We start from the raw sequence: 25,305 nt of genomic DNA on the forward strand, positions 1-25,305 counted from the left end.
TTAAGATGCTCAGCACTCTCGCTATGAGTGTGCGGGACGAACTCGAAAAAATGGGCTGCTCGTTAGGGGAGCAGCCTCCTCAGGTCATTCCTTGTCGAAGGCGTCTAGCACGTGAGTGCTATAAACCAAGGCTGCGCCTGCGTTCATGTTGATTGCGACTCCGAGAGCTTCTGAGACCTCCTCAACTGTGACACCAAGCTTCTTGGCTTCGGCGACGTGGAAAGCAATGCAGCCGTCGCAGCGAGTGGTTACCGCCACTGCAAGTGAAATCAGTTCGCGGGTCTTCGCATCGAGGTGGTTGGTTTTCGCGCCGGCCCCGCCCAGCGCCATCACGCCCTTGATGGTTTCCGGTGAAAGCGAGCCGAGCTGCATAACGCGAGCATTAATGTCTTGTCGTGCTTTTTTCCAGTCTTGCATGTGATCCTCGCAGCTACGCCAAGGCGTAGAAATGAAAATGTTGAGTATGGTTTCTTGCGTGCAGGCTTAGCCCACCATCTAGTAGGTAGAAGTCGCAATGCCCTTTTCAACCTGCATTCGTCCGGTCAGCAGGCAGGAGCAGCCCATGCGACGCTGAGCCTGAGATCTGCAAGCGGCTCCACATCTCGATTTCAATGCATTTCAGGTGCGTAGCTGCTCCCCTGGGATCAAGCTATCTTTGCTCTCAGTGCTGTCGGTAGGTTAGGCGGCTCCTGTAACGGATGTGAGTGGAGCCGGCATTTCAGGTAAGCGCTTAGGCTGTTGCGGTTGGTCTGACGGGTAGGTGAGTGGCCAGCAGTAGAGCACTAGGGCTTCACGATTAGACTTCGGGGCTGGGCTTATAATGAATGGACGCAATATTAGTAGCCGGTGCGCCAGCTTCTCGTATCCAGCTTCCGCAGGAATTAGCTAGCTCCGATTAGAGCTAGCGCGAAAAATGTCACCAAAATTATCAAGAGTATTATTGATAGAGAGCTACTTCCGGCATTTGCTTTTTCTTGTCGCTTTGCCGACTCACTGTCGCAAAAAGTAGGACATACTCTTCTTTTTTCTCTCGCCTGCTTTAGGATCAAAATTGAGCAGTACCTCATATAGGTATTCCTTTATGTGATGATTCTATAAGGCTATAAGTATCTGGAACTCCAGGCGGTAATGCATGAGGCAACATACTCTGCGTCTCGGCTGTTTGTAAGTAAATGGTCGGCAGAGTCCAGCGATATGAAGCTCTTCGGGTGTTTAGCTGTCTGGTAAATCTTCTGTGCTTGTTCTATGGATACAACATTGTCGGTAGGTGAGTGAAAAACAAGCAGTGCGCGTCGGAGGTTCGCGATGCTTTTATCCTGCTGCTGACTTTCAATATCCTCGAGGAACTGATTTTTTATAGTGAACTCCCTTCCTCCAAGCGTAACTCTATATTCACCAATGTCTCTGATAGCTTCTACTTGACCCTTGAACTGCTTCATAACATGGGTCGCATCAGCAGGAGCTCCGATTGTCACAACACCTTTTCCCTCAGGGATGTGCTTAGCTGCTGCGATGACTGCAGCGCCCCCCAAGCTGTGGCCAATCAAAAGGGATGGAGCCTGATACGTGTTGCGTAAATAATCCGCCGCAGATACCAAGTCAGCAACGTTTGATGAAAAATTGGTATTGGAGAAGTCTCCGCCACTCCCGCCCAGACCCGTGAAATCAAAACGAAGTACAGCGATATTGTTGTCGACCAGCGCCTTCGCAATACGCGCAGCTGCTTTAATATCTTTGCCACAGGTGAAGCAGTGTGCGAACAATGCGTAAGCACTGGGTGACTCAGGGGCTTCAAGCAGTCCTGAAAGGCTCGTACCCTCAGCGTTTAGGAACGTGATCTTCTGTTTGCTCATGATGAATTCCATGGGAAGCATTAACTGGCGTTAGGTTCTCACTGTGGCTGCATAGCAATGCAAGCTCCAAACCGTGAGGTATCAGAAGCCTACCACCTAGTAGGTATGCTGGCAATCTTGGCTGCTCTGCATCGTCTTTGGTGACTAAGCCCTATGCAATGCATATAGCGGTTATGACGGGAGTGAACGGGTAAACACCCAGTGCTCAGTGACGTGTTAGTACGATCCTGGAAGAGACCTGGAGCAGTGATGAACCGTGGCCAACAACCAAATCAGGATCGAAGCCTAGGCTCGATTGAGCTGATGCCAATTTTCCAGCGGGCGGATCGGCCGAATGCTCTTTGTAGTCAAGGCACTAGAAAGTAGGGGGGCACAGAGCCTGGGAGGATTGGGGTTTGCGAGGCTTGCGAGCAGCGATGCAATGGATGGCGTTTTCCAATCCCGGCACGCCCCCATCGCATCCCAGGCCCTCAATTTCTGAACGAAGGTCGTGGATAAGCTCGGCAGCTGGTCTGCCTGACTCTTGGCTCAGAGTGAGAGTCAGCAACGTCAAAGGGCTCAGCTCAAGCCGTTGGCTCACTTGTTCGAGCTTATCCAGCGTCAGGCTAGATCGAGCGCCCTCCAATTTGGAAAGGAACGTCCGACTCGTATCACCAAAGTCGCGTTGCGAGAGTTTGCGCTTGCAGCGAAGCGCTCGAAGGACGATGGCGAATGATGATTTCAATGACATGTGCGGCTCCTTCGAATACGCCTTTCCTCAGTGATCTTCACGCAGCAACCGCTGCTCCCCCTGAGCTTCGCGACTAGCTGAGCTAGGTTGTTGGTGGGGGCAAGCCACTCCGCCCAAACACTGTTGATGAGTACAGTATATCTCGCTAAGCTCGATTGGAGAACATTTGTACTCTTGGCTGTGACGAGCGTTATGAAGAACTCATATGAGACCGTCGACGACCGCTTCGCTTTGTTTCGCGTTAAGGAGCTGTTGGAGCAGCAGTGCCTCCTTCTTGAAAGCGAGCTTGTCGTAATGGGGGGGAGTTGACGACCTCCCGCGAGAAAATTGCCACATTGGTCTTGATGTGGACGGGCATCAAGGAAGAGCTACGGCAATCTGAGGCGGCGTTGAGTAACGCAAGGCAGCAGCTTGATATGAGCTCCACGGCACGATCGTAATTCCCTTTACCCTTGCTGCCTTCCGTGATGGCTTTATGATTTCACTCCGGTTACGCTCATTCGCAGCAGGGAAGAGGTGCATTGAGCTAACGCTGGAAATGCTCCGCACGGCAGATCATTGTAGGGCGATCGCATACCTACCTCGTGCTTCTCCGCTCTAAGCATTCGATTCAAACGAGGAAGGATCCCATGTCGTTTAGCGACTATCTGAAAGGCCCAGCCCATCGACAGCGTGCTGAAGCTCTTGGCGCACAGCTTGCGGAGCTTCAGGTGCAGCATACGCAACTGCAAGAGCTCGTTACGAAGATCGGCGCCATGGATGTGGTGAATGTCCAGAAGCTGATTGAGCAAGAGCAAGCGAGGCTGACGGGTGTACGCGAGCAAACCCAACGTGCTGAAAGGGAGTTGGCGGCTCTCGCCTAGCGCTCCACTGATCTGCAGGGGCAGATACTCGTTTGGGAAGAGACGTTGCTCCTGGAGAGCTTCGCCCTCTATGAGCCTAAGTTCAAGCTAACCAGCAGCCAGGAGTACAAAGCTCGACTGGATCACGTCCGTGATCGTCAGAAAGTCCTGATCAAGAATGGGCAGGCGGCCACCGGCAACATGAACTGGACGGTGAACAACAGCCAGGCCCAAGGCCGTAAGCTCGTCAACGACATGATCAAGCTGGTGATTCGCTCGTTCAACAACGAAGCTGATGCCTGCGTGGCAAACGTGAAATTTGACAACGTCGAGCTCGGCGAAAAGCGAATCCTCAAATCGTTTGAAGCTTGCAACCGGCTAGGCAAGATCATGAGCGTAGAGATTTCTGGGGTCTACCTCGACCTTAAGCTCGATGAGCTTCACCTTGCTCATGAATTCCAGATCAAGAAGCAAGAAGCAAGAAGAAAAGGAAGAGGCAAAACGGGCCCGGGAAGAGCTGCGAGAGCAGCAGAAGCTCGAGCAAGAGATTCGCGCGGCGCGAGAGAAAATCGCCAAGGAGCGGAAGCACTTCACTACGGCAATGCGCGACCTCCAGGCTCGTCTTGAGCAAGTGCAGTCTGATGAGGAGCGCTCGGCACTGCTGGTGAAGTTAGCCGAAGTTGAGGCAGATCGAGCCGAGCTCGAGAGCGAAGAAAAGCTCATTGATTACCGCGAGCAGAACGCCAAAGCCGGTTATGTGTATGTGATTTCTAACCTGGGAGCGTTCGGAGAGGGCATCTACAAGATTGGCATGACTCGCCGCCTGGAACCCATGGATCGGGTAGATGAGCTGGGTGATGCATCGGTGCCATTCTGGTTCGACGTGCATGCGATGGTTTTCTCGAACAATGCACCAGCGTTGGAGGCAAAGCTGCACGATCACTTCGCTTCAGGTCGCCTCAACAAGGTCAATGGGCGCAAAGAGTTCTTCCGGGCTGACATCGCTGAGATCGAGATAGTCATTCGAGAAAATTACGATGCTGTCGTCGAGGTCACCCATGAGGCGCCGGCAGAGCAGTACCGTGAAAGCCTTCGTATGGAATTGCCCAAGCCAGCAATTCAGCAAGCAGAGCGTGTGGCCGCGCACGGCTAACGGGGCAGGGACGACTTTGCCTTCAAAAGCCTACCGCACCTACCATCCCGGTTACCTCAGCCATCAGGTATGTAGTGCATTGGTCTAGTCCTTGGTCTGGGAGGGGCACTGAATAGTACCGCTCCCTGATGAGCAGCCGAGGCCAACCATGGGTTCAAAAAGCTTGGTCGGCCTCTAAGGCGGAGACGTGGGCGAGACGGTCTTAGCTCACTGGCGAAATCAGCCCGAGCTCGCCCAGAGCTTTCAGGCCCTCGGTGTCCACGACTCGAGCAATGTCCAAAGGTGTCCAGGTCGAAATCTCTAGCCTAAAAATTTCGCTCGAGCGAAAAGGCATTGTCGACATTGCATCGAGCATGCCTACCCTTGAGTTTTGGTAGCGATCGACGTCGTCTAGCTGCAGAAAATAGCAGTCGGCGTACTCGGAGAAGACCAGCTTAGCTGAGGCACGGAGGCGCAGGTGCTCGCGCAGCAACTCGAGGGCAAAACCTGAACCCCTTACCGCATCAACGGCGACAACCAAGCGATTCGGGCACAACGGCAGATCATGCGGAGTTGCTTCTTTAGGTAGTTCACTCATGGCTGATGCGCACCGCGATTCATCTCGTTCAGCTGGCTCATGATTGCTCCTGTCCTTAACGTGTTCTCTGTCTACCGAGTGAGCAATTATCTGCTCCCTTGCGGTTTACAGGGTACACGGCATTCCGCTACATCGCCTATCCCCGGAGGGGCTACCCTAGCGTGACGTTCTGGCCCACATGACGGATTTGATCACTGGGAGGGCGTCCAAGACCTAAAAAATTCCACTATCCTCTCGAATGGATGGTTAATCGTTGTGCTAGTGATCATTTGAATAACCCTCAAAAAGACATTCTCCTATAGCAGAAATGATCATTTGAATGTTTCTCAGGGCTTGTGCGGTAATGGTTTAACTTTTGGGTCAGATTTGAGGCGAGATTAGTTCTTGTGAGTCCTGGCTAGAAGGGGCAGTTAACCAAGATTTTTGTCGTAAATTTGACAGTAAGATGACGACGATTCTCAGGCGGTTAATTCCACTGCGACATTATCCGTCGCAGTGAAGAAAGTGCTTCCCTATAGCTATTGTAACAATTCATTTCAAGAAAAATCCGTTAACCCCTTGAGTTATGCGGGCTGTGCATCCGTCCAGTAGTAAAATTGGATCCAGGTGTGCATTTGCGCACAAGATAATTGAGCGACAGACGCTTGCGGGCTCACTTGGTTTTGAATATGTTGTAGCTTCCTCAGGGGTATGGCACTAGATGTAGTGTTCCCTGACGGCCTCGAAACGGATTTCTTGAGGTGGTGCTTGGTGACAGGGAAGCCGGTTGGCTATCCCGCCCCGGCGGCCAGCGAAGAATTGATGAGCTGATTTACGGCTCAAGTGCTCGATTAGTGGCTGGTGTTGGTATGCCTACCAACGCATGATCCGCTCGCCGAATTCATTCAGTTCTCTCGAAATCCGCTCTCAGCACCTTTGCGTTCCTATAACTCGCCAAAGCGATGAGTCACCCGCGCTTAGTTGTATCAGCACGATGACGCATAAACACAAACGTTTTTCAGTGAATGGAAGATGACGCTCAGCTATTGCCAGAGAGTTATTCTACCTATGGTGCATGGAGGTTCGAGTGGCCGCTAAATTTACTTTCTTCCAAGTCGGTAATGGGGATATGACCCTAGTGCGCTTGGCAGACTTCAACGTCACAACTATCTTGATCGATTGCCATATTCGGTCGAAAGCTGATGACCCAAACGATGACACCCCCGATGTGGCTCGGGCTCTGCGTGAGCGGCTGTTACGTGACGACAAGGATCGTCCTTACGTTGACGCCTTCATGCTGAGCCACCCCGACAAGGATCACTGCGGTGGGCTGAGCAAGCATTTCTGGCTGGGCCACCCCGACGAATACCCGGATGACAAAAAGGATCGTTGGGAAAAGCGCATCATCATCCGAGAGCTCTGGTCGTCACCACTGGTTTTCCGGCGGCGGTCGAAGAATCACACCCTTTGCGACGACGCGATTGCGTTCAACAAAGAAGCGCGTCGGCGCGTTCAGTACTGGCGTGATCACCGCTGGGCGTCTAGCGGTAACCGCATCAAAATCATGGGTGAGGACGTCGACGGCAAGACTGATGACTTGCGCTCGATCCTGGTTAAGTCAGACGAGTGGTTCAGCGACATCAATGGGTCTTCTTCGTCAGTGTTCAGGGCTCAGCTCCTGGCTCCTGCACCTCATGAAGATGATGCGAATCTGGAAGAGCAACTGACCAAGAACGAGTCCAGTATCGTCATGAATATGGAGATCTGGCCATCGCAGTTCAGCAGCAAGCGTACCCGGTTTTTCGTCGGTGGCGATGCGGAGGTTCTGATCTGGGAGCGAATGTGGGAACGCTTTGAGAATGCGCCTGAGACTCTCGCTTACGATTTGCTCCTCGCACCGCACCACTGCTCATGGCACACACTTTCCTGGGACAGCTGGTCGGGCAAGGGCGAGGATGCCAAGGTATCTGAGGCTGCGCGCAACGCTCTCGGCCAGGCCAAGCAGTCTGCGACTATCGTCTCCAGCAGCAAGAAGATTGTTGACGATCTCAACGATCCGCCTTGCATCCGTGCGAAGCGCGAGTACAGGGCGATTCTGCGTGAGGTGGATGGCTGGTTCGCTTGCACGGAAGAGAATGGTTCCAAAGGCGTGCTCGAGCTGGAGTCGGCCTCTGACGGTACCGTTATCAAAGCTGCAGTAGCGGTTGCGGCAGCAGCGACGTCGGCTGCAGCAGCTGCAGCACCTCGCGCGGGTGCCCTTAAAAAATGACCAGTCTCTATGTGGTGGGTGAGTCAAAGGGCGAGCAACCCGAGCCTATTCATGCTCGCACCCGAGCGTTGGTGAAAGCGTGTAAGACGTTCTCGGGCGTCGAGTTCCTGGAGCTTCGCCAAGAAAGCGAAGCCGGCGGTGTGACGGAGTACGTCGTGATCGAGGCGGGCGACGGAACGATTGTTGGGGCCAATCCAGGTGGCATCCACCGCGTAGAAGCGCTGGCAATTGCTGTGAACCCGATGCTTCGCGTCCAGGTGACCGTTCACGCACTTCGCCACGACTTTCCCGGGCTTTCACATCTCCATCGCTCAACACCTGGCATGCCAAAGGTGCTCTGCCTATACGACGTAGATTGGAGTGCTGTCGAACGGATCTGGACAGCTGAACGCTTTCTAGAGCGTTTGTTCTGGTGGCTGCGCCAAGCATCGGAGCTGCGCCTGCACCGTGATGATCAGCCGTTGGAGCAGCTGTTTTATACAAGCCCTTTCCAACTCATTTTGCCTGCGCTTGATATGACCAAGTTGGCGAGTGGTGAATCCAAGCTGCGCATCGATATGACTGATAACAGCGACAAAGTCACGCTGCGTGCGGTTGTGGATCCCGAAGCCTCCAAGAAGCAATCCAGCTACAAACTGATCAATATCATGGTGCCGCCCGTGGAGTCGAACTCGGTGGTCATGTTCCCGACCACCCTGGGTGAGCTACATGATCAGTTAGTGGAATGGGGTAGCGAACTCTCCCAGCAGCTTGCGAACACTGTCCGTGAGGCAGGTTCCGAGGGATTCAGTAAAACGTCCCAAAGCGATAAGCAAGGGATGTTGATCCTGGCTTGGGTACCTCGGCTTCGCAATGGTGAATTCGAGCGCATGGATGTGAAAGGCTACATGCTGGAGGTCAACCTCTTCGACCTAGCAGCTTCGTTCGAGATGCTAGCACCGCCGACCCCGCAGGGCATCTGCTATCCAGTTGTGCAGCTTGGAGGCTATACGGGGGAGATTTGGAAAGGCCTCGGCATTCTACCCGTGGAGGTTCGAGCCTCCCTAAACGCGGAGTTTGCCAGAGACCTGTCTGCTGTTGATCCTGCGACCGCTACGTTCAAGGGCGTCCTGGCCGGGACGGGAGCACTTGGCGGCATGCTCGCAGACATATGGACTCGCATGGCATGGGGTGCCTGGACGTACGTTGATCCAGATCTGCTTCTACCGCACAACGTGGTCAGGCATATCGCTGACAATGACTTCGTAGGCTTTCGCAAAGCAGATGTGCTTAAAGCGATGATGGGGCACATCTATCCTGGGGAGCCGCTGCCTACGGCTATCTCCAAGGACATCTTGGCCAATGATGAGCGCATTCATCAGGCTATCGAGCAGGCCGACCTGTTAGTCGACGCAACGACTACATTGGCTGCGCCTCGCGACTTGGCGCTAAGGAATCACAAAGCACGAATCGCCAGCGTCTTCCTCTCGCCGTCGGGGATGTCCAACGTCATTCTGCTTGAAGACTCGGCACGTACGCAGCGTGTTGATGCGCTGGAGGGGCAATACTACCGCGCTGTACTCAACAGCATCTGGGGCGAATCCCATCTCATGAACCACTTGGGTGACCGGTGGGTGGGCGGTGGTTGTCGGGATGTCTCGTTCCGTATGTCTAACGAAAATATTCATGTCCATGCGGGCCTGGTCTCGCGTCGCTTGCGCAAAGCGGTAACGCAGGCTGAGGCGCAGATCCTGATCTGCGCGATGGATGACGAATCCGGCAGCGTTCAATCCCATCAAGTGCAGGTGCACCCCGTTACCCAAGCAGCGGTGGGAGAGTGGACGGTCAAGTATGACGGCGGGTTCACTGACAAGATCAAGGCCCAAAGGCTTGCAGCCCTACCCAACGAAACCGGAGGGTCGCTGCTCGGCATCACCGATCTCAAGACGAAGACCATCATTCTGGTAGATACCCTGCCGCCACCCCCAGACAGCGAGTCGAGCCCCACGCACTTCATCCGAGGTAAGGAGGGCCAGTTGGAGGCTCTTAAGAGAGTACATGGCCTGACTGCCGGGATTGTCGATTACGTGGGCGACTGGCATTCGCATCCAAATGGTTGTTCGGCTATGCCCAGTGCCGACGACCACGCCCTTTTCGCCACCTTGGTGAGCAGAATGAGGGCGGAAGGTCTGCCGGCGATGATGATTATCGTTTCCGATGATGATTTAGGTGTGTATGTCACCTAAAAGCTGAAGGTTTTAGATCAGGCATTTCCAGAATTATTGCGAGTAGCAATAGCAAAAGACTGTCTCCTGGTTTGGCTACAGCTAGGCATCGGCGGGAATTTACAACAATTCAGGCCTGTAAAAGCTAGGCAAAAAAGACGCGAGGTGTGCGACGTGGTAGAGAGCATTGAGATCGATTTTCTTCCGGTGGGAGAGGGCGAGCATAGCGGAGATGCTATCGCGATTCGCTGGCGGGAAGACGGCCAGTTTAAAGTGATGATTTATGACGGCGGCACACAGGCTTACGGCGCGCAGTTGGTCAAGCATGTGCAAGAGCACTTTCAAACAAGTTATGTCGACTATGTTGTGAATTCTCACCCTGATAATGACCATGCCGGAGGGTTACTGCACGTCTTGACGACACTCACTGTTGGTGAGTTGTGGATGCACCGTCCGTGGGAGTACAGCGATCTGATTCGTGATTATTTTCACGACCGCAGGATGACCGATGAAAGCCTTGCAAAGCGGCTGAAGCAGAAAATGTCGGCCGCCTACGCGTTGGAGCAAGCCGCATTGGAGCGTGGAGTTACGATCAGGGAACCGTTTTCGGGAGACCAGATTGGAATTTTCACCGTCTTGTCACCAGGCAGGTATCGGTACGTACATAATTTGATTCCGGCATTCCAGAAATCTCCTGAGCTTAAAGAAAATCAGAGTACTGCGGCCGCTGCACTCGACGCGGTCAAAGGCGTTGCAAGTTATGTAGCGGCGAGATGGGGGTTCGAGTATCTACCTGAGTCAGTGAAAACGTCCGCAGAAAACGAGAGCAGTGTCATCCTCTTCGCGTCGATCGGTAAAAATGGGTACCTACTTACAGGGGACGCAGGCATCGAGTCGCTGCGAGCTGCTGCAACCTTTGCCTCTGAACGAGGGATTGATCTGCCTACGCGCGTGACCTTCGCTCAGATCCCTCACCACGGTGGCCGACACAATGTCTCAACTGAAACGTTGAACATGCTTGTAGGCAACCCGCTAGAAGCGCGTCCAGAAGATCCTGTCCGTAGGGCGTTTGTGTCGGCGGCAGCCTTAGCGCCACGCCATCCCAAAAAAGCTGTAACAAATGCATTTGTCAGTCGTGGCTTCAAGGTGGTTAAGACCAAAGGAAAGCATATTGTTCACCGCTCTCCTGGCGCGCCTGAGCGTGAGGGATGGGGGCCGGCTACCTACGAGCCGTTCTATGAGGAAGTCGAAGAATGAGTGGGGAAGCTAGCGTCTCAGGCATCGCTAAAGCCATCAGTCAGTTTTCTGACCCTTATGAACGCCAGGCCCGTCTGTATCCTGCTCTGCTGGCTCTGTCTCCAATGATTGTCACAGTGGTGGCGCTGTACGGAGATAAACTCGGGCTGATTTCAGGGATCGTATCTCTGCTAATCGTCTTAGGGGGACTTTTCATGCTTTCCGACTATGCCAGGAGCCGGGGTAAAGCAAAAGAACAGGCGTTGTGGCAAAAATGGGGCGGGGCGCCCAGCACTCAGGTATTACGCCATCGCAACGGGACATTCGAGCGTGGTGAGCTCTTAGGTTATCACTCCAAGCTCGCCACGCAGCTGGGCAGGCCCTTTCCCTCAAGCGCAGAGGAGGCATCAGACTCGCAGAGGGCCGATGAGGTGTATGCGGAGGCATGTGGGATGTTGCGTGGCGCAACGCGGGATACCAAGAAATTCAAACTTTTGTTCAAGGACAACATTTCTTATGGGTTCCGCAGAAATGCTTTAGGGCTTCGAAAGGTTGCCGTCGCTTCGGCTATCTTCAGCCTGATCTGGGTCGCGGTTCGCCAGGGCCCTTCGATGTGGGTATCCCGCTATCAAGAGGCGACGACTCCTGAGGCGTTTTTCTCTGTTGGCGAAGTCACCGCAATAGGAGCGTCGCTAGTCATGCTGCTGATCTGGACGACATATATAACGGAAAAATCGGTACGCGATGCAGCCTTTTCCTACGCCCGAACGCTTGTTTCTGCTAGCGGACTGCTGGCTGCAAAGCCGAAAGCCAGTCGTGCAAAGAAAGAGAAAGTTAAGTGAGGCCACCCATTTTAATTCTGCTAATTGTAGTGGTGGAATGGGTGGCCACTTAAGAGACACCATGGCGGGTTGATCAATGCTGGTTGCATTGACCGGTACGGTAGATTTGCGTGGGGCCTCCTTATCTTTGTTTTATCTAAATAATTTTATTGAATCTCCGATGGTTGTACAAATGAGCCTCGGTGGCGTGACTCCTAGCCGCCCTATTAACAGCGTACTAATCACGAACAGGAAGCTGTAATGTCGCATATAGAGATTGACTTCATCGGTGTAGAAACTTCGAGAAGTGGTGATGCAATTATCATTCGTTATAATAAAAATGGAGTTGCTGGGGTTCATGTAGTGGATGGAGGTTACATTGATACTGGAAATCAGATCATTCAGCAGCTCCGCCAATTCTACGATACTGTTCGAGTTGAAAACGTTGTCCTTACACATCCAGACCTTGATCATGCAAACGGACTGAGGGCAGTGCTGGAGGAGTGCGATGTCGGTACTCTGTGGCTCAATCGCCCCTGGCTATATGCCGACGAGTTGATAGATAAATTTGCCACTTATAACTCCGTTGACGCACTTGAACGCAAGCTTCGATCGGTGTACAGCGCTAGTGCGAAGCTGGAAGAGATCGCAATTCGAAAAGGCATACCTATCAAGAGTCCGTTCCAGGGAAGCATGATCGGCATTTTCCATGTCCTAGCGCCCACGAAGGCTCGTTATCTTGACTTGATCGTGGACTCGGACAAAACGCCCGAGGCGGAAACCTCTGTTGTAGCAGAATCACTTGAGGCCTTTGCCAAGGCGTTTCGAGCAGTCACAAATCTAGTTAAGTCAGCGTGGGGCGACGAGTATTTTCCTTCGTCTGGAACCAGCAACGAAAATGAGATGAGTGTTGTTCAGTATGCGGAGGTGAATGGGAAGGTTATTGTGCTTACCGCTGATGCTGGGCGTGAAGCTTTGGCGGAGGCGGCTGCCTATGCGCCTTATGCCGGACTGGTACTTCCTGGCGTTGATTTGTTCCAAGTCCCTCACCACGGGGGGCGACACAATGTCTCAACCGAGTTGTTGGATCGTTGGCTTGGTACTAGGCATCACGCCCCCGGAGAGTACAATTGGTCTGCAGTGTGCAGCTCCGCCAAGGCAGATGAAGATCATCCTCGAAAATCCGTGATGCGAGCGATGATGCATCGCGGAGGGCAGTTCTCTGCCACTGAAGGGCAAAATATTGCATGGATGGAAGGGATTGAACGTGAAGGGTGGGGGCCGGTGCCTCAGACGCCATACCCCGAAGAGCAGGAAGAATAGAACTGAAATATGAGACTGTCTTCCTCATAGGAGCTCCTCGCGTCTCGGGCTTGTAGTGTCTGCAAAGGGTCGAAGCTGGCTAGTCGCAAACGGTTCTCAGATCCAAAGCTGACCTTGAGTTTGTCTCTCTGAACGAAAACAGTAGGCAAAAAAGCGAGAGAAGCTAGGGACGCTCACTCGACGGGATGTATGAATGACGCGCATTCAGCATTAGCGGCAATAATCTCATCCTCACTCTCAAAGGGTGATGGGAAAGTGGGTACTGATCTCCTGGCATCGAAAATTGCAAGGGCATGCTCACCACCCAATTGGTTTGAGGTGAGAAAGACGTGTCAATCCGCGTAGCTTTAGGGGGCATTAAGCAAGCATTGAATTATGCAGTCATCACGGGGTAGATTAGTTTTTAAAGATAGCCTGAGGATCGCACCTTCACATGTCTGACTCAAAATCTCTTAAATCAGAAATCGAACGTTTATCGCGTCAGCCTGGTATTCCGGGAAAAGGCTATTACCGCCTCACACGACTCGCAAACGACGAAGGTTTACTACTCCAAAGCGCTCATACTGAATGGCTGGCGTTTACTAAGTCAAAACCGCAGCGGGAAATTAGAGAAGCATCGCTTTTAGATGGCCCTAAGTGCCGCGAAATTCATTATTCCATGGGCGAAACATGCTTAATGATTAACCATGAGGAAGACCTCAAATTTTGGTACGCTTTCGGAGGAAACGCTGTAATCGTTGAGGACGTCGCTCAGGCTCGGCTTTCGGCTGAAATTGGGCCGCGAGAGAGTGCGACAGCTTCCGGTGCCTTTGGATTTGTCGACGTTTCAGGGCTGTCTGAAGCCCAATGCCAACACGCACCGTCAAAGAAACTACGGATGAAAGTGCTGGATCGGGATGGTCGACGCTGCTTTATTTGTGGCCGCTCCCCCGCCAACTATGTTGACGTTGAGCTTCATGTCCATCATATTGTACCGTGGGGTAGCGGGGGAATTACTGAGCAAGAAAATCTTGTAACACTTTGCGGGACTTGCCACGGCGGCTTGGATCCTCATTTTGATTGGGGGTTGGTATTCGGTGTTAAAGAAAAGTACTACCCAGAAAGCACAGATTATTCCAAGCAATTGAAGAATTATCAAAAATGTGTCCGCAAGGGCATGCAGGCATAGAATACGGACACCTCAGCGTGTGATTGATAACTGCAGTTGTCATTGCCTTGATAATTCGGCCGCCTGCAGTCTCTTGGCCACTAGCTTATCAAAGCGATCGCAGGTCTCACAGACTACCTCATTCAGGGTGTGCTAATAGCGCAGGTTGGTTAACCTTAAAGGCAAGAATATTTTTCGTATTGTTAATACTCACAAGCGTATATAATCTGCGACCTATGAGGTCGACGTGGAAAACTGTTCGAATTAAATGGTATTTTGTTTGGCCGGAATCTAAAGTGTTATGGATCTTAAAGCGATATCTAAATTTACTGAAGAGCACCTTGGGCATAAAAAGCAATTGACAGTACTTGACGAGTGTCAGAGCGGTGTTTTTAAGTCCTTGACTTCGTTGGACTTTGATAAGGACGGGGAATATACACTATTGCCCAAGATTGCTTTGTATACAATGGCCGTCAATCTCAATGAGCTGAATGAAGGGATGGTGTGCTGTCTTAAAGCTAAATGTTACTCTGCGGTAGAGGCTCTGGCGAGGTGCTCGCTTGAGAATGCTATAAATTTGCTATTGATAGTAAATGACTCGACGACTACTCGTTGTCGGTCACTTCTAGTGCATTACTTGAAAGAGGCCAAAAAACGAGCTGGTCACTGGGTGACATTTGCGAAAAGTGAATCGGATCCAGAGCGGGTGGAGCGCGCCGAATCATTTTTTAAGTATGTTGCCTTGATGCAGCATCACCTTAAGAGGCTGAACGGCAATCGAAGAATTCCAGGATGGCCAGATGCAAGAAGCCGATTCATTGCTGTCGGCCTAGAACGACAGTATCATATATTATTCGCACCATCATCTGACTCGATTCATGGCTTTTCGGAGGATGTTTTTAATCGGACGCTTAATGAACTTGGGAACGAAGATCAACCAACCAAAGAGGCGGCTCACGCGGCTACTGATGCTGAAAAAATATCTTTCTCTATCTACCTCGCGGCAAGTTCGATCACCATGTTCTGTGAGGTGGCTTCCATTCTAGCATCTAAAGTGGAGCGGATGGATATCGAAGATGAAATTAATGTGTTCCTCTCCAAAATGCACGGCGTGCTTTCTGAGCATGAGTCTTTAGCAGATCATTACTATAGGACTCGACCAGAAATCCCAGATTATACGTCTGAGATCAATGAGATCTAGCAAGTACACCCGCTTAGTCACTTTGGCGGGAAACAAATTGAGAGATCGCGGGCGGAGCGCGCCGGCGTGGCGTATGGAAACCCGAAGGGCAGAGCCATCGCAAGGCGATGGCTCTGTTCACGATAGCCGAGCCTGGTAGGGCACGCCCTCAACGCTCACAAGGCTTTCAACATGCGCTCCAAGCTCTGATGCTCCCATGTAGATAGAAGGGCAATCGGATCTGTCCGATCACCAGGATCGAACTCCCAGCAGTCCCCGTCCGGGCTCACACACCGCTCGCAGTAGTCCAGCTCATCACAGTCGTTGTAGATCGTAATCCGCCATCCCTCTACGTCCACTTCGAAATGGCAGGCGTACACCTGCTCCCAAGACTGGTTACCTGCCTTGGTCATTGTTCGCCGTCCGAGCACCACTTCTCGCAACACCTGGCAGACCTCTCGAGCCGTCAGTGTGAAAGCATTAGACTCGTCCACCGCATCATATTAACCTGAGACTTGCACAGGTATGCCATCCACTATCTCGTAGCGCCGAGCAATCACAGACATCGGGTGGGCAATAAACCTATCTACTGACGTAATTTCCGTTATGTCCGATATATCACCAATGTTTAACTCTAACGCGCCTCTGTCGTTTAGGGCCTCGAGTTGAGCGCCAAAGCATAATCGGTATTCTCGTTGCCAAGTGTAGTCAATCGGCTTACGAAATAACCCAATGGCACCGCTGTAGTCGGTGAAATCTACGTAATCGACCTGCCCGTAGCCGCCTTCGAAAAAGGGGGAGTTGTACAGGTGAGGGTGGTTTGAGATAGCTAGTGAAAGCCTCTTGGAAAACTCCGCTATGTTTGTTATCCGTAGGACATGGGTACCGAACTCCTGGAACCTCTCGCTGAATCGGAGTAAACCGTTCTGGAGCCCGGGGATCTGGCCGTTCGGTGCAGCTGACACAGACCCGAAGCAGTACAACATTACGGTTTCAGGGCGTGGCAAATTCAGAGTCATGATTGTTTCGGGGCCTAGAACAATCTCATCCTGGCCTTCGATCTGAAGCGCGAGCTCGCTCACAACTCCATTCCTGATCCCGGAGCTGAGCTTCAGGTATACCTTCTCCAGCTCGTCTCTTCGAAGCGCAGCCCCAGCTTCGCCTTCTAGCTTTGCAAAATAGTCAACGCTGTTCATGTAAATCAAACCGCGTTGCAGTGCTTGCAGTCGATCCAGATTGGCTACCTTAAAAAGCATCCAACATTGCCTGTTCGGAGTACGATCAGGTACCGCTTGCATTTGCACTTCCCCAGTTATCATTCTGACTTCCTAATGATCACTCAGCACTGCGTCGATTGTTCGGGTAGGAGCCCGCCTAAGGTTTTACGCTCGCCGCTACCAGTTCCGCTATGCCTTTCCGCACGGCATCGATATTGTCGTCCAAGGTGGCAAGTGCCCCATTGACGTTGTCCACAACCGTGGCCGCGCCTCTATCGCCAACCCATTTGGCTAGCTCTTCGACTGCGGCACGCAGTGCGTCCTGGTTGTGGTTTAAGCGCTCAAGGACTTCAGCAGCTGTCCGTAGCTCTTTCATGATTAGCGTGTCCTGATGAGGTTGGCAGCAGACCTTGTATCACGGCCTACGTTAGAAAAGCCGCATCTGATCGTTACGAAACCACATTTCGCAACAAGCGGAGCGCGTAGGCGTGACGGATGGACGCCCGAAGGGCCGAGACCACGGCGCACGCCGGGGGCTTGGTTCACGACAGCCGGCTCCGAAAGGGCACGCTCAAGCTATTAAACAAGAGCATCAGTAACCCCCCGCAGGGCTTCGTGCCCCTGTAAGCTCATGCAGAGCTATAGACCCATTCAGATCTGTCGCTGGTTAATGACCATTTTTAGGGAGCAGCACCTGGTGTTCAGGACGTTGATGGAGTTGAACTATGTGGTGAGCGTGGCTTTCACTGTACTCGTGCTCGTTTTTATACCGTGCGCGATCCTTAGCCTCGGAGTGCTGCTCGTCCTCGGCATCGATGACCGTTTTGTGAGCCCCGTTGTGGCTTACGTGGCGCTCCCAGAGGCAATTGTCATCAGCGGGTATTTGCTGCTTCGCTACTGGCGGCAAATCACCGAAATCATCGAGTCGATCACACCGTGGTGATCTAGGAACGCGTGGGGGAAACGAGTGATTTGGTTTCTGGGCGACGTACATGGGCGCTTTGATCATGTGATCCGGCTGGTGAAGCTCCACCGTCCCGAGGCAGTGGTCTTCCTGGGTGACCTTGAATGTAGCTTACCCTTGGACATGATCCTGCGCCCGATCCTCGACATTACTGAGATCTGGTTCATCCACGGCAACCACGATTCCGGGTTCCCGGCTTACTGGCATAACCTCTATGGCTGCGGCCTTGCTGAACGCAGCCTTCATGGCCGAGTAGTTGAGATTGCTGGCCATCGCATTGCAGGTCTCGGTGGCACCTTCGAGTCCCAAGTCTGGCTACCAGGCAGCCTTGATACCGGCATTCAGAATTACCAGGACTTCCTTGAGCGCCTGACGCTTAGGCCACAGCCCGCAGACATACTAGCGACAAAAAGGCAGCATGCACTGTCAGCAATTTACCCGGATGACTACTTCTCGCTCGCGATGGAGAGGGCGGATATCCTAGTCACTCATGAGGCTCCTAGCTGCCACCCTCACGGTTATTTAGAGATCGACGAGCTCGCCCAGGCAATGGGCGCAAAAATGGTCGTGCATGGACATCATCATGATTGCCTAGATTACAGGTCTGACTGGCCGAAGCTAGGTTTTGAGGCTCATGGAGTAGCGTTCAGATCCATCATGGCCATCGACAGTTCGGTCATCAGCTAAGGCTAGGTGTCTGCGCGGTGTCTCAGCTGCTTGGTCATAGCCATCGGCGTTTCGGGCTCGAAGAGACCGGCTGCATCATCCCGAAGCTTTTTATCTTGAGCTTCTAGGGTAGGGAGCGAGCAGTTGCGTCTTGTGATCGTCGCGGAGTGGGGGAGTGCATGAAGGTTGATGAGTTGATCCAGTTGCTACAAGCGTTCGACCCGGAGATAAAAGTGCTGATGACACGTTCAGATACGGGCCTAGAGGACGTTGTCGCGTGCTATGAAGACCTGGTTTGCCAAGGGCGGGTGGCCGGGTATGACCAACTCGATGACTACGTTCTGTCAAAAGGCGCAGACGCAGGCACTGCTGAGAAAGTGATCGTGATCGACATATGCGAGCGTCTGGAGGATTGGAAGACCAAGCAGTGAGAGTCGGCACAATGGCCGATGAGGCGAATGATCGGCCAGCGATGGGGGCTGTCTCTCTCAAGCAGGGAGATACTAGGCAGTGAGGGGAGGCAAGCGGGGGGATGTCGGTGGAGCGGATTGTCTACGATAATGGCGTTACGCTATGCTTGGATGTTGACATATCAAATGCGCTGGTAAAGGTGCAGTCATTGGGGGGAGACTCTCGTTGAATTTGCACTCTGAGTTAGCCATGCCTTAATCTTCAAGTAGGATGAAGTCTGTGAGAGTGTCGCTTGATACGAACGTGCTGCATCAAGAGGGGTTTAAGTCTCAGTCGATGCGCCTATTGCAGCGGCTAATTTCTGCAGGCTTCGTAAAGCTATATATCAGTAGAATCGTGCTTCGTGAGCACGACACAAAGCGACAGACCGAGACGTGCTCGAAACTGCAGAGCGCTCGGGACAATCTTCTAGAGATTAATAAAGCATTTTCCAAATCTGGCGCACAGATGAGCGTGCTTTCCAAACTGGAAAGTGAAATTGCAAAGTTGGCTCCAGATTTAGACGCAAATCGGGAAGCCTCTACCGAGGCTTGGTTACGTGATTTTGAGGTCGAGATCATAGAGGCGGATGCTAAAATATATGAATCGAGCTGGGATGACTACTTCTCCGGGGGAGGGGCATTCAAGCGACCTAAAAATCGCGAAGATATCCCTGACGCTGTCATAGCGAGATCATTGGAGCGCCTTGCTAGCGATGGCGGTGAGCTAACGTTCATTTGTAAAGATGGACAACTGAAAAAGTTTATGAGTGAGGTTTCCGGGGTTCAGGTCTTTAGTGAATTATCTGAGTTTATTTCGAGTACTGATGCCGTGAGGAAACTAGACGAGCTCGACTCTCATGACAAAGCTATTGAGGCATACAAAGCAGCCATAGGGTCTGACGAGTTCCTGACCGGTGTTGTAAAGTATTTTTCCGCTTCTGGCTCAGATTTCCAGTATGCGACCTGGCAGGGTGAAGAAATTGAGAATAAAAGCGGGCTGCCACTGGTGGCCTATGGAGACCCAGTAGTAAAAGGGGTGGTTGCGCCTTCGGTAACAAAACTTAGATTCGGGCCGGTAGCCTCTATCGCCCCGAGGCATTATGTCGTACCGATATCGTTTACGGCGAATGCACGTTTTATATTTCTAGCTGATTATAATGAATGGCTCCAAGCACCCGACGATGTCAAGGAGTGGGTTGATGTCATTTCTTCTGATCGGGTAGGGTTATGTAAGTTTTCGGCGCTTCAAACTTGTGATATCACTGGTCAGGTTGATATTCATTTATTGGAAAGCGTAACTCCCAAAGAGCTGTTGATACACGCCAAATACATAGGTGCAGATGACTCTCCTCTTGATATCGAATTTATTCCTGGGAAGGTGGTTGTTTAGAGGTCGGCTAATTTGAACTGAGGTGAATTTGGCTATTTAATCTCATCCACCTCAGTGCCATCGCTAATCGGCTGGTCATTCAGATTTCAACATCTGGGTTCCGGTGGCGCCAGATTACGGCGTCTAGCTCAGCTAAGTTTTTGGCTGGGTATTTTTTTGCACGGCTAAGGGCAATTCGAAGAAGGCGGGCAGATCGGATGTAGTTAGCTCCCTGGGTGGCACCTCGTATTTTTGAGACGCCGGTACCTTGAAGCCAATGTCGGATAGGTGAGTTAAGCACGTAATAGTCATCTGGGAAAAACTGACATAACATTTCCGAAAAAAGGGCTCCTCTGGTGCTGACACCTGCGACGGCCAAGCGATCAATTTCAAGTCTGACAACGCGATCCCGAGATATTTCTGTGGCGTCTAGTACACTTACGACGCTTTTAGCTAGCTCTTGAAAATTACTGTTTCTCCCTTGTCTCTCCCAGCCAGCGCCTTGAAACCGGTTACCCTTGTAGTAAGACCATAGACTGTTGAGCGTGTTGTAGAACCGTAAACTGTCGTTCACTCCCCATCTTTTTTTCTCGGAGGCGGATCTAAATTCTTTTTCTAATTGTGATCTGACGGCTGAGAATGCAAGCATCTGCTCTCGACGGAAATCCAAAATGTGCTTGAGTCCTCCGAGGGCATTTGGCTCGGGCAGTACTAGTTCGTATACATCCCCGTTGTCCTCGTTGCTATTTTGACCCATGCGCTTCGGCTTGCGGGGTTGTTCAGCTTCTTGATAGCTATCAAGCCAATTGGCATCCAAAGTAGCGCAGTTGTGAGCAAGCTGCTCGATCCATTTCTCAGCTGCGTTGAAATTTTTTTTCGCGATCAGCGAAAAGCCATTGGCCTCGTGGTTAGATGAGAAAGCTGCCTTTGAAAGATTTGAAGATCCCACCAGCGCGTAGCATGATCCATCCTCTTCACGCCAGAACATAGCCTTCGGATGAAAGCCATCAATACCTTCAGCCACGAGGAACTCCTCATGCCACTTTTCGGGAAGCCAATTGAGTACCTGTAAGCACGCAGCCTTACGAGTAATCCCGAAATCCTTACCGACGATGAAGGTAAATGTCTCGCACTGCTTTCCCAATTCCTCATCGATATCCCAATTAGTCAGATAGGCGCTGACGATGTAGAGGTGGGTCGAAGAGCGGAATGCGCGTCGATAAACATCCGCAAGCGTCGCCTTCGAGCTATCAGGGAGCAGCAGCAAATCCATACGGTCAATATCCAGGGTGTGTAGCAAATAGAGAAATGGCCCAGCTATGGTCGCCGAGCCGAGAGTGATTCAAGAACACTGGTGGGTGAAGCTGCGTAGCAGTGTAGTGGCGTTGAGCCATGTATGGTTACGCCATATTTGGATTTTTTCAAGCATGGGCTTATGCACTGCGAATCATATTTCATGAAACCCTCGGCATCGGCACGTGGGCCATCAGGCCGAGCGGGGATCAGATAGCGAAGAGGCGGGAAGATGGAAACTGCGCAGATGTCGTGTGCTGCGGTTTGGTTCTGAGCTCAGCTGTCGGCTCAAGCGGTGTTCTAGGCGACCAACCCATCCGCTCAGCCGCGAACAGATGTCCGAAGCGCTTACCAACCAGCATAATGGCTTAAAAGGTGCGCCCATATTTTCAATGTCTGACCATCCTGGCGAAGGGTTTTAAGACCCTCTACCGCAGATATTTTGGTCGGGCATCCACCGGTGAGGAAGATTTTGTCACTCTCCTGAAGGTAAAGATGCAGCAGGGTAAGAACCATAATCCTCTGTACTGGCACCATAGCTCTGTATGACTTGCGCATAGCTTTTAATGCTTCAGGAATAGGCTCTGAGTGGTCATAGTCGAACCCCTGCGGTCGCATTGTGTAGTGACGGCCTTCATCACCATAGGGGCGTACTTGCTTGAAGCAACTCTCTAAGTCGTAGTCGTTGACAATCTGCCAAGCGGTTTCGCCAAAAATCACTCCACGCTGCGCCGCTGAAGGGAAGAGCGGTGGCTCTGCACCGCAAATAATAGCGAGCGCGGTGAGTTCAGTAGCGTCCATGCAACATACTTTAGTTACCAAATCTACAAGCGAGTAATTTGGAATGCGACCTGCGGCGAAGATGGGATCGATAGCTGCATAGGCAGCCGCAGCCACGGGGGTGCGAGAGTGATGCATGTTGCTCGAGCTTGCCGTTACCCTGTCAGTAAATGCCCAGGCGCCTGTAGGCGTTCGGTAAACGCCTAATTCATTGATGATTACAAATGCGTCATCCACATATTGGCCGTAGCTGCTCATAAAAGCCTCACGCGTTGCTTAAAGTTAGTGGTCGGGTATGACCTACGCACCCGAGTTATAATGGCGTAAGAGTATTTGTTTAAAAGGTAGGTCTTTTACTAGTGCCTGCGGTCATAGAGATCTAAGGTTTCGAGAGGCATCGAACAAGGGTTTCAGGGTTCATGCCCCCGATTACTCAATCTCATTCCAGATGATGTGGGGGTCATCAGCTATTTTTTAATGTCTTTTGGGTTGGAGTAAGCATCCGAGATCGCTCGGATGTTGTGTCCTGTCTTGAGGTCTAGTGCAGTGGTTTAATAGTTATAATGCTTCGCGTAGGTGCAAAACTTGTTGAGCATAGCCGAATAGTAGATGGTTGACGCTCGTCCCAAACTTGGCTCAACTCCGGCGGCGCGCGCCCAGTTCGTACATGTTTGGCTAAGCATGGCCAAAGTCATAGGTTTATTTGCATCTTTATCTGATGCAAAGAGGTAGTCGTCATGTGACAGTCTCGACGCCTTGATGTGCTCATAGATCGCACTACCGTCTTTTATGGTAGTGCGCACTAAGATATTGCTGTTGCGAGCGTTCCTGAATTCTATTTCTAATTTTCGATCGTTGGTGGTTTCGTAGATTACATGGCATACTTTGATTCGCAGTAATGCCGCCCGATGTAATCCAGAAGTGATTAAGCTTAATAGGGCTTGATCCCTTAGGCTCCCCGAATCAGCAACACTATTGGCGATGTGGCTCAGCTGGTCTGAGGTCAATAATTTCCCTTCGGACATCATGTGCTCTATTAGATGAAAAATCGGTAAAATATAGCTTTGAAGAGTATGTCGGTAGGGAGCGCTGGATTGCTTTCTCGAGTTGGACATATCAAAATCCTCTTGGGTGTTGTTTTGATAGTCAAGCGTGTAATTTGCTATCGCTGATCGGGTGTAAGTGATTTCAGAATTTAGAGCTTTTTCTCTCAAAAGCAAGCGATGCGCTTGGTGATGTATGGGCGTTTAAGTGACGAGCAGGTGTGATTTTTGTCAATATAGGTATTTCATTTAGTTGGTTTTTCAACTGTACCGGTCTATTCTGCTACAGATTGCAAGCGCAGTGTGCAAACTGTATCGGTTGGCTCTCACATAGCAGCCAGAATAATTGCCGAGCTTTTTCCGATGAGTGGCATCACTTGCTCGGAGAAGATGGCGATGAAATTCCATATTCATGAGGTTTCAGTCGGCCTGGAGGCCGCCGAATATTTGCCACCTGCCCTCGATAAACCCTGTCACAAGAGCTGGAGGGTCTAAGCATCCCAGGCGGCGGCAAATACTCATGATGGCTGAATCTTTAGCCGAGAGACCCCTGTCGCTGATTCGGACTCGAAGAGGCCGGCTGCTCTGACCTACCAGGCGTTGGCATATAGTGCTCAACAGTCCGAGATATAGCCTTGACGAACCAAACCCTCCCTCTAAGCTGTTAGTGACGCCATGTGTAGGCGTTACGCCGTGAGCTGTGAAGCGGCTAGACAATAGACAACCCCTTACCCCGTTCGACGGGGAGATCGTTTTCTATTGTCTGGAGCCCGCCATGAAACCAGACTTGCCACCACCATCCCCCCTTGCTTTCCATCCCACCAACCTTGATACCACCCAAGAAAACCGGCTCAAGCTGCCTAATGGCCGCATGGTAGAGCTTGTGAGCTCCAACCCTGAAAAATTGGAAGAATATTGCCAGGCAAAATTTGGGAAGAGCTGGTTGAACATTCGGTGCGATGCAGAGCAAGACCTGGCTACCCGCCTTATCGTAATAGCTGACCGGATTCCACCGCTGGAAGCGCTACTGAGAAAAGGTCAGCCACCTGAAACTCTTGTCGAAGCCTATGACGACATCGATGATGCGCTGTTAGGGGCGTATGGGGATGGTTCACTCAAAGCGGTAGTACTGATGGGACATCTCAGCACCATCGGAAGCAAATTTCCTCCATTGGCGAAGCCTGGGGCTGGAATTGGTAGCTTCCAGGCGGCTGCCGATATGGGCTATATCGCCGCCTATTGTTTTCTTGGTGATTACCTTTTGAAAGAGGGCAGGGCAGTTGAAGCGGCTACGGCATACCAGCAAGGGGCTCAGAAGGGTTGCAGCGCCTGCCTGTACCAGCTAGGGCAATTCACAGAGCGAGGGGTAGGAGGGCTCGCTCAGAGTGACCGAGCTGCATTCGATCTATACGCTGACGCCATAAACGGGAACTATCCACCTGCTTGGGTTGCCATCGCTCGACTCTGGTTGAAAAGGTCTGGAAAGCTGCCTAGGCCGGAACATGTTGTCCAAATGCTCAAAGAGTGCGTCGAGATGAAGTGCGAGGGGGCTGCAATGGCATTGGCGGAGGTCTCCTTAGGTCACAACTACTCCTCTTACACGAAGCGGGCTGTGATGACGCTTTATCGTTGTGCAGCGGTTGATGACGACATTGAAGCGCAGCTTAAGCTGGCGAGTTTGCTGGCGGATGAGGGGGCCTATGAGATCGGCATCGAGCCGGATTTTGATGAGGCTTCGTGCTGGTATCTGCGCATTTGCAAGTCTGAAAATGCTTCGCCAGCCCAAGCAGCGCAAGCACACTTAGAGATCGGCCACTTGCTCATGGAAAAGGATAAATATGAACAGGCGGCACATCACTTTTCCATGGCTTCTCCTACTTACCTTGAAGCTGCCGAGCTTCAGCATATCTGCGAGAGTAAGGCGGATCATCTCAGGCGCTGGCAGCAGCACAATGCAGGTGAGTGAGCTTTTGTAAACCATAAGAACGAGCCAAGAGAGATTTCTGAAGCGTAGGGTGACAGGATGATGGCCTTTTCATCGTCCTGTCGCTTATTCTCGGCCCTGACCACGGTTGGTCAGCAAGCCAATCCAGCAGGTGAGCGGCATTTAATGGTGCGTAGCATAGAAGTGAAGCGCACAGCACATACTCTATGTACTAAAATCATTAACGTAGACTGTGAGAAAGATCTCTTTCGCGATCCTAGAG

The 25,305-nt window shown here is 51.8% G+C and carries 23 protein-coding genes; 15 read left to right on the top strand and 8 right to left on the bottom strand.

What is annotated here, in order from left to right; genetic code table 11:
* Positions 1-84: 84 nt before the first annotated feature.
* The gene (locus LOY26_RS10625) at positions 85-417 is read right to left on the bottom strand and encodes a carboxymuconolactone decarboxylase family protein (RefSeq protein ID WP_014860742.1); all 333 of its coding nucleotides are present in this window, start codon (positions 415-417) and stop codon (positions 85-87) included.
* A gap of 683 nt (positions 418-1,100) precedes the next feature.
* Positions 1,101-1,853, bottom strand: a complete 753-nt coding sequence (locus tag LOY26_RS10630) for a S9 family peptidase (protein WP_121161193.1) — start codon at positions 1,851-1,853, stop codon at positions 1,101-1,103.
* 1,359 nt (positions 1,854-3,212) lie between these two features.
* Between LOY26_RS10630 and LOY26_RS10635 the strand changes: the two genes are divergently transcribed.
* The 3 genes from LOY26_RS10635 to LOY26_RS10645 are packed head-to-tail and all read left to right on the top strand — an operon-like array spanning position 3,213 to position 4,578.
* The gene (locus LOY26_RS10635) at positions 3,213-3,446 is read left to right on the top strand and encodes a hypothetical protein (protein WP_258714706.1); all 234 of its coding nucleotides are present in this window, start codon (positions 3,213-3,215) and stop codon (positions 3,444-3,446) included.
* Between the two features lie 45 nt (positions 3,447-3,491).
* On the top strand, positions 3,492-4,052 hold the full coding sequence (locus LOY26_RS10640) for a DUF4041 domain-containing protein (RefSeq protein ID WP_258714707.1): 561 nt from the start codon (positions 3,492-3,494) through the stop codon (positions 4,050-4,052).
* Positions 4,027-4,578, top strand: a complete 552-nt coding sequence (locus tag LOY26_RS10645; protein WP_258714708.1) for a GIY-YIG nuclease family protein — start codon at positions 4,027-4,029, stop codon at positions 4,576-4,578. Before LOY26_RS10640 ends, LOY26_RS10645 begins: the two co-directional genes overlap by 26 nt.
* Before the next feature lie 202 nt (positions 4,579-4,780).
* Here the strand turns inward: LOY26_RS10645 and LOY26_RS10650 are convergent, their stop codons facing one another.
* The gene (locus tag LOY26_RS10650; protein ID WP_258714709.1) at positions 4,781-5,155 is read right to left on the bottom strand and encodes a hypothetical protein; all 375 of its coding nucleotides are present in this window, start codon (positions 5,153-5,155) and stop codon (positions 4,781-4,783) included.
* A gap of 1,066 nt (positions 5,156-6,221) precedes the next feature.
* On the opposite strand from LOY26_RS10650, the gene LOY26_RS10655 reads away from it, so the two are divergent.
* The 7 genes from LOY26_RS10655 (at position 6,222) to LOY26_RS10685 (ending at position 15,335) form a co-directional block, all read left to right on the top strand.
* Positions 6,222-7,403, top strand: coding sequence for a metallohydrolase (locus tag LOY26_RS10655; protein ID WP_180688403.1), 1,182 nt, complete (start codon positions 6,222-6,224; stop codon positions 7,401-7,403).
* Positions 7,400-9,628: a Mov34/MPN/PAD-1 family protein gene (locus LOY26_RS10660; RefSeq protein ID WP_258714710.1), complete on the top strand. Its 2,229-nt coding sequence runs from the start codon at positions 7,400-7,402 to the stop codon at positions 9,626-9,628. Before LOY26_RS10655 ends, LOY26_RS10660 begins: the two co-directional genes overlap by 4 nt.
* A gap of 153 nt (positions 9,629-9,781) precedes the next feature.
* A complete protein-coding gene (locus LOY26_RS10665) occupies positions 9,782-10,864 on the top strand; it encodes a ComEC/Rec2 family competence protein (protein ID WP_258714711.1) in 1,083 nt (360 codons plus the stop codon).
* A complete protein-coding gene (locus tag LOY26_RS10670; protein WP_258714712.1) occupies positions 10,861-11,685 on the top strand; it encodes a hypothetical protein in 825 nt (274 codons plus the stop codon). The genes LOY26_RS10665 and LOY26_RS10670 overlap by 4 nt, the downstream gene beginning before the upstream one ends.
* A gap of 240 nt (positions 11,686-11,925) precedes the next feature.
* Positions 11,926-12,987 carry a competence protein ComEC gene (locus LOY26_RS10675; RefSeq protein ID WP_258714713.1) on the top strand — a complete coding sequence of 354 codons (1,062 nt, stop codon included), beginning with the start codon at positions 11,926-11,928 and terminating at the stop codon, positions 12,985-12,987.
* 433 nt (positions 12,988-13,420) lie between these two features.
* Positions 13,421-14,155, top strand: coding sequence for an HNH endonuclease (locus LOY26_RS10680; protein WP_258714714.1), 735 nt, complete (start codon positions 13,421-13,423; stop codon positions 14,153-14,155).
* 280 nt (positions 14,156-14,435) lie between these two features.
* Positions 14,436-15,335 carry a DUF5677 domain-containing protein gene (locus tag LOY26_RS10685; protein ID WP_258714715.1) on the top strand — a complete coding sequence of 300 codons (900 nt, stop codon included), beginning with the start codon at positions 14,436-14,438 and terminating at the stop codon, positions 15,333-15,335.
* A 482-nt stretch (positions 15,336-15,817) separates the two neighbouring features.
* On the opposite strand, the gene LOY26_RS10695 is transcribed toward LOY26_RS10685, so the two are convergent.
* Both LOY26_RS10695 and LOY26_RS10700 read right to left on the bottom strand, forming a co-directional pair.
* Positions 15,818-16,510: a hypothetical protein gene (locus LOY26_RS10695; protein ID WP_258714717.1), complete on the bottom strand. Its 693-nt coding sequence runs from the start codon at positions 16,508-16,510 to the stop codon at positions 15,818-15,820.
* A gap of 178 nt (positions 16,511-16,688) precedes the next feature.
* Positions 16,689-16,907, bottom strand: coding sequence for a hypothetical protein (locus tag LOY26_RS10700; RefSeq protein ID WP_258714718.1), 219 nt, complete (start codon positions 16,905-16,907; stop codon positions 16,689-16,691).
* Positions 16,908-17,243: 336 nt separating this feature from the next.
* On the opposite strand from LOY26_RS10700, the gene LOY26_RS10705 reads away from it, so the two are divergent.
* The 4 genes from LOY26_RS10705 to LOY26_RS10720 all read left to right on the top strand — a co-directional run bounded on the left by LOY26_RS10705 (position 17,244) and on the right by LOY26_RS10720 (position 20,003).
* On the top strand, positions 17,244-17,474 hold the full coding sequence (locus LOY26_RS10705; RefSeq protein WP_258714719.1) for a hypothetical protein: 231 nt from the start codon (positions 17,244-17,246) through the stop codon (positions 17,472-17,474).
* A gap of 24 nt (positions 17,475-17,498) precedes the next feature.
* Positions 17,499-18,182 (top strand): metallophosphoesterase, encoded by a 684-nt coding sequence (locus LOY26_RS10710; RefSeq protein WP_258714720.1) that lies wholly within the window; start codon positions 17,499-17,501, stop codon positions 18,180-18,182.
* 158 nt (positions 18,183-18,340) lie between these two features.
* Complete coding sequence (locus LOY26_RS10715; RefSeq protein ID WP_258714721.1) at positions 18,341-18,592, top strand: hypothetical protein; 252 nt, start codon at positions 18,341-18,343, stop codon at positions 18,590-18,592.
* Positions 18,593-18,842: 250 nt separating this feature from the next.
* Positions 18,843-20,003, top strand: coding sequence for a PIN domain-containing protein (locus LOY26_RS10720; RefSeq protein ID WP_258714722.1), 1,161 nt, complete (start codon positions 18,843-18,845; stop codon positions 20,001-20,003).
* 79 nt (positions 20,004-20,082) lie between these two features.
* On the opposite strand, the gene LOY26_RS10725 is transcribed toward LOY26_RS10720, so the two are convergent.
* The 3 genes from LOY26_RS10725 to LOY26_RS10735 all read right to left on the bottom strand — a co-directional run bounded on the left by LOY26_RS10725 (position 20,083) and on the right by LOY26_RS10735 (position 23,170).
* Complete coding sequence (locus LOY26_RS10725; RefSeq protein WP_258714723.1) at positions 20,083-21,255, bottom strand: phospholipase D family protein; 1,173 nt, start codon at positions 21,253-21,255, stop codon at positions 20,083-20,085.
* Positions 21,256-21,623: 368 nt separating this feature from the next.
* On the bottom strand, positions 21,624-22,313 hold the full coding sequence (locus LOY26_RS10730) for a hypothetical protein (protein ID WP_258714724.1): 690 nt from the start codon (positions 22,311-22,313) through the stop codon (positions 21,624-21,626).
* 293 nt (positions 22,314-22,606) lie between these two features.
* Entirely contained in the window at positions 22,607-23,170 is a 564-nt protein-coding gene (locus tag LOY26_RS10735) for a hypothetical protein (RefSeq protein WP_258714725.1), read from the bottom strand.
* A 703-nt stretch (positions 23,171-23,873) separates the two neighbouring features.
* Between LOY26_RS10735 and LOY26_RS10740 the strand changes: the two genes are divergently transcribed.
* Entirely contained in the window at positions 23,874-25,064 is a 1,191-nt protein-coding gene (locus tag LOY26_RS10740; RefSeq protein ID WP_258714726.1) for a hypothetical protein, read from the top strand.
* The last annotated feature ends 241 nt before the right edge of the window (positions 25,065-25,305 follow it).

It is taken from the genome of Pseudomonas sp. B21-047 (assembly GCF_024748775.1).
Taxonomy (GTDB): domain Bacteria; phylum Pseudomonadota; class Gammaproteobacteria; order Pseudomonadales; family Pseudomonadaceae; genus Aquipseudomonas; species Aquipseudomonas capeferrum.

Excerpts from the sequence above, each read along its gene's own strand:
- LOY26_RS10670 (WP_258714712.1), top strand. The coding sequence starts at position 10,861 with ATGAGTGGGGAAGCTAGCGTCTCAGGCATCGCTAAAGCCATCAGTCAG.
- LOY26_RS10645 (WP_258714708.1), top strand. The coding sequence starts at position 4,027 with ATGCGCGACCTCCAGGCTCGTCTTGAGCAAGTGCAGTCTGATGAGGAG.
- LOY26_RS10705 (WP_258714719.1), top strand. The coding sequence starts at position 17,244 with ATGGAGTTGAACTATGTGGTGAGCGTGGCTTTCACTGTACTCGTGCTC.
- LOY26_RS10630 (WP_121161193.1), bottom strand. The coding sequence starts at position 1,853 with ATGAGCAAACAGAAGATCACGTTCCTAAACGCTGAGGGTACGAGCCTT.
- LOY26_RS10700 (WP_258714718.1), bottom strand. The coding sequence starts at position 16,907 with ATGAAAGAGCTACGGACAGCTGCTGAAGTCCTTGAGCGCTTAAACCAC.
- LOY26_RS10740 (WP_258714726.1), top strand. The coding sequence starts at position 23,874 with ATGAAACCAGACTTGCCACCACCATCCCCCCTTGCTTTCCATCCCACC.
- LOY26_RS10650 (WP_258714709.1), bottom strand. The coding sequence starts at position 5,155 with ATGAGTGAACTACCTAAAGAAGCAACTCCGCATGATCTGCCGTTGTGC.
- LOY26_RS10635 (WP_258714706.1), top strand. The coding sequence starts at position 3,213 with ATGTCGTTTAGCGACTATCTGAAAGGCCCAGCCCATCGACAGCGTGCT.
- LOY26_RS10675 (WP_258714713.1), top strand. The coding sequence starts at position 11,926 with ATGTCGCATATAGAGATTGACTTCATCGGTGTAGAAACTTCGAGAAGT.
- LOY26_RS10725 (WP_258714723.1), bottom strand. The coding sequence starts at position 21,255 with ATGGATTTGCTGCTGCTCCCTGATAGCTCGAAGGCGACGCTTGCGGAT.
- LOY26_RS10685 (WP_258714715.1), top strand. The coding sequence starts at position 14,436 with ATGGATCTTAAAGCGATATCTAAATTTACTGAAGAGCACCTTGGGCAT.
- LOY26_RS10695 (WP_258714717.1), bottom strand. The coding sequence starts at position 16,510 with ATGAACAGCGTTGACTATTTTGCAAAGCTAGAAGGCGAAGCTGGGGCT.
- LOY26_RS10715 (WP_258714721.1), top strand. The coding sequence starts at position 18,341 with ATGAAGGTTGATGAGTTGATCCAGTTGCTACAAGCGTTCGACCCGGAG.
- LOY26_RS10680 (WP_258714714.1), top strand. The coding sequence starts at position 13,421 with ATGTCTGACTCAAAATCTCTTAAATCAGAAATCGAACGTTTATCGCGT.
- LOY26_RS10660 (WP_258714710.1), top strand. The coding sequence starts at position 7,400 with ATGACCAGTCTCTATGTGGTGGGTGAGTCAAAGGGCGAGCAACCCGAG.
- LOY26_RS10735 (WP_258714725.1), bottom strand. The coding sequence starts at position 23,170 with ATGTCCAACTCGAGAAAGCAATCCAGCGCTCCCTACCGACATACTCTT.
- LOY26_RS10730 (WP_258714724.1), bottom strand. The coding sequence starts at position 22,313 with ATGAGCAGCTACGGCCAATATGTGGATGACGCATTTGTAATCATCAAT.
- LOY26_RS10625 (WP_014860742.1), bottom strand. The coding sequence starts at position 417 with ATGCAAGACTGGAAAAAAGCACGACAAGACATTAATGCTCGCGTTATG.
- LOY26_RS10720 (WP_258714722.1), top strand. The coding sequence starts at position 18,843 with ATGAAGTCTGTGAGAGTGTCGCTTGATACGAACGTGCTGCATCAAGAG.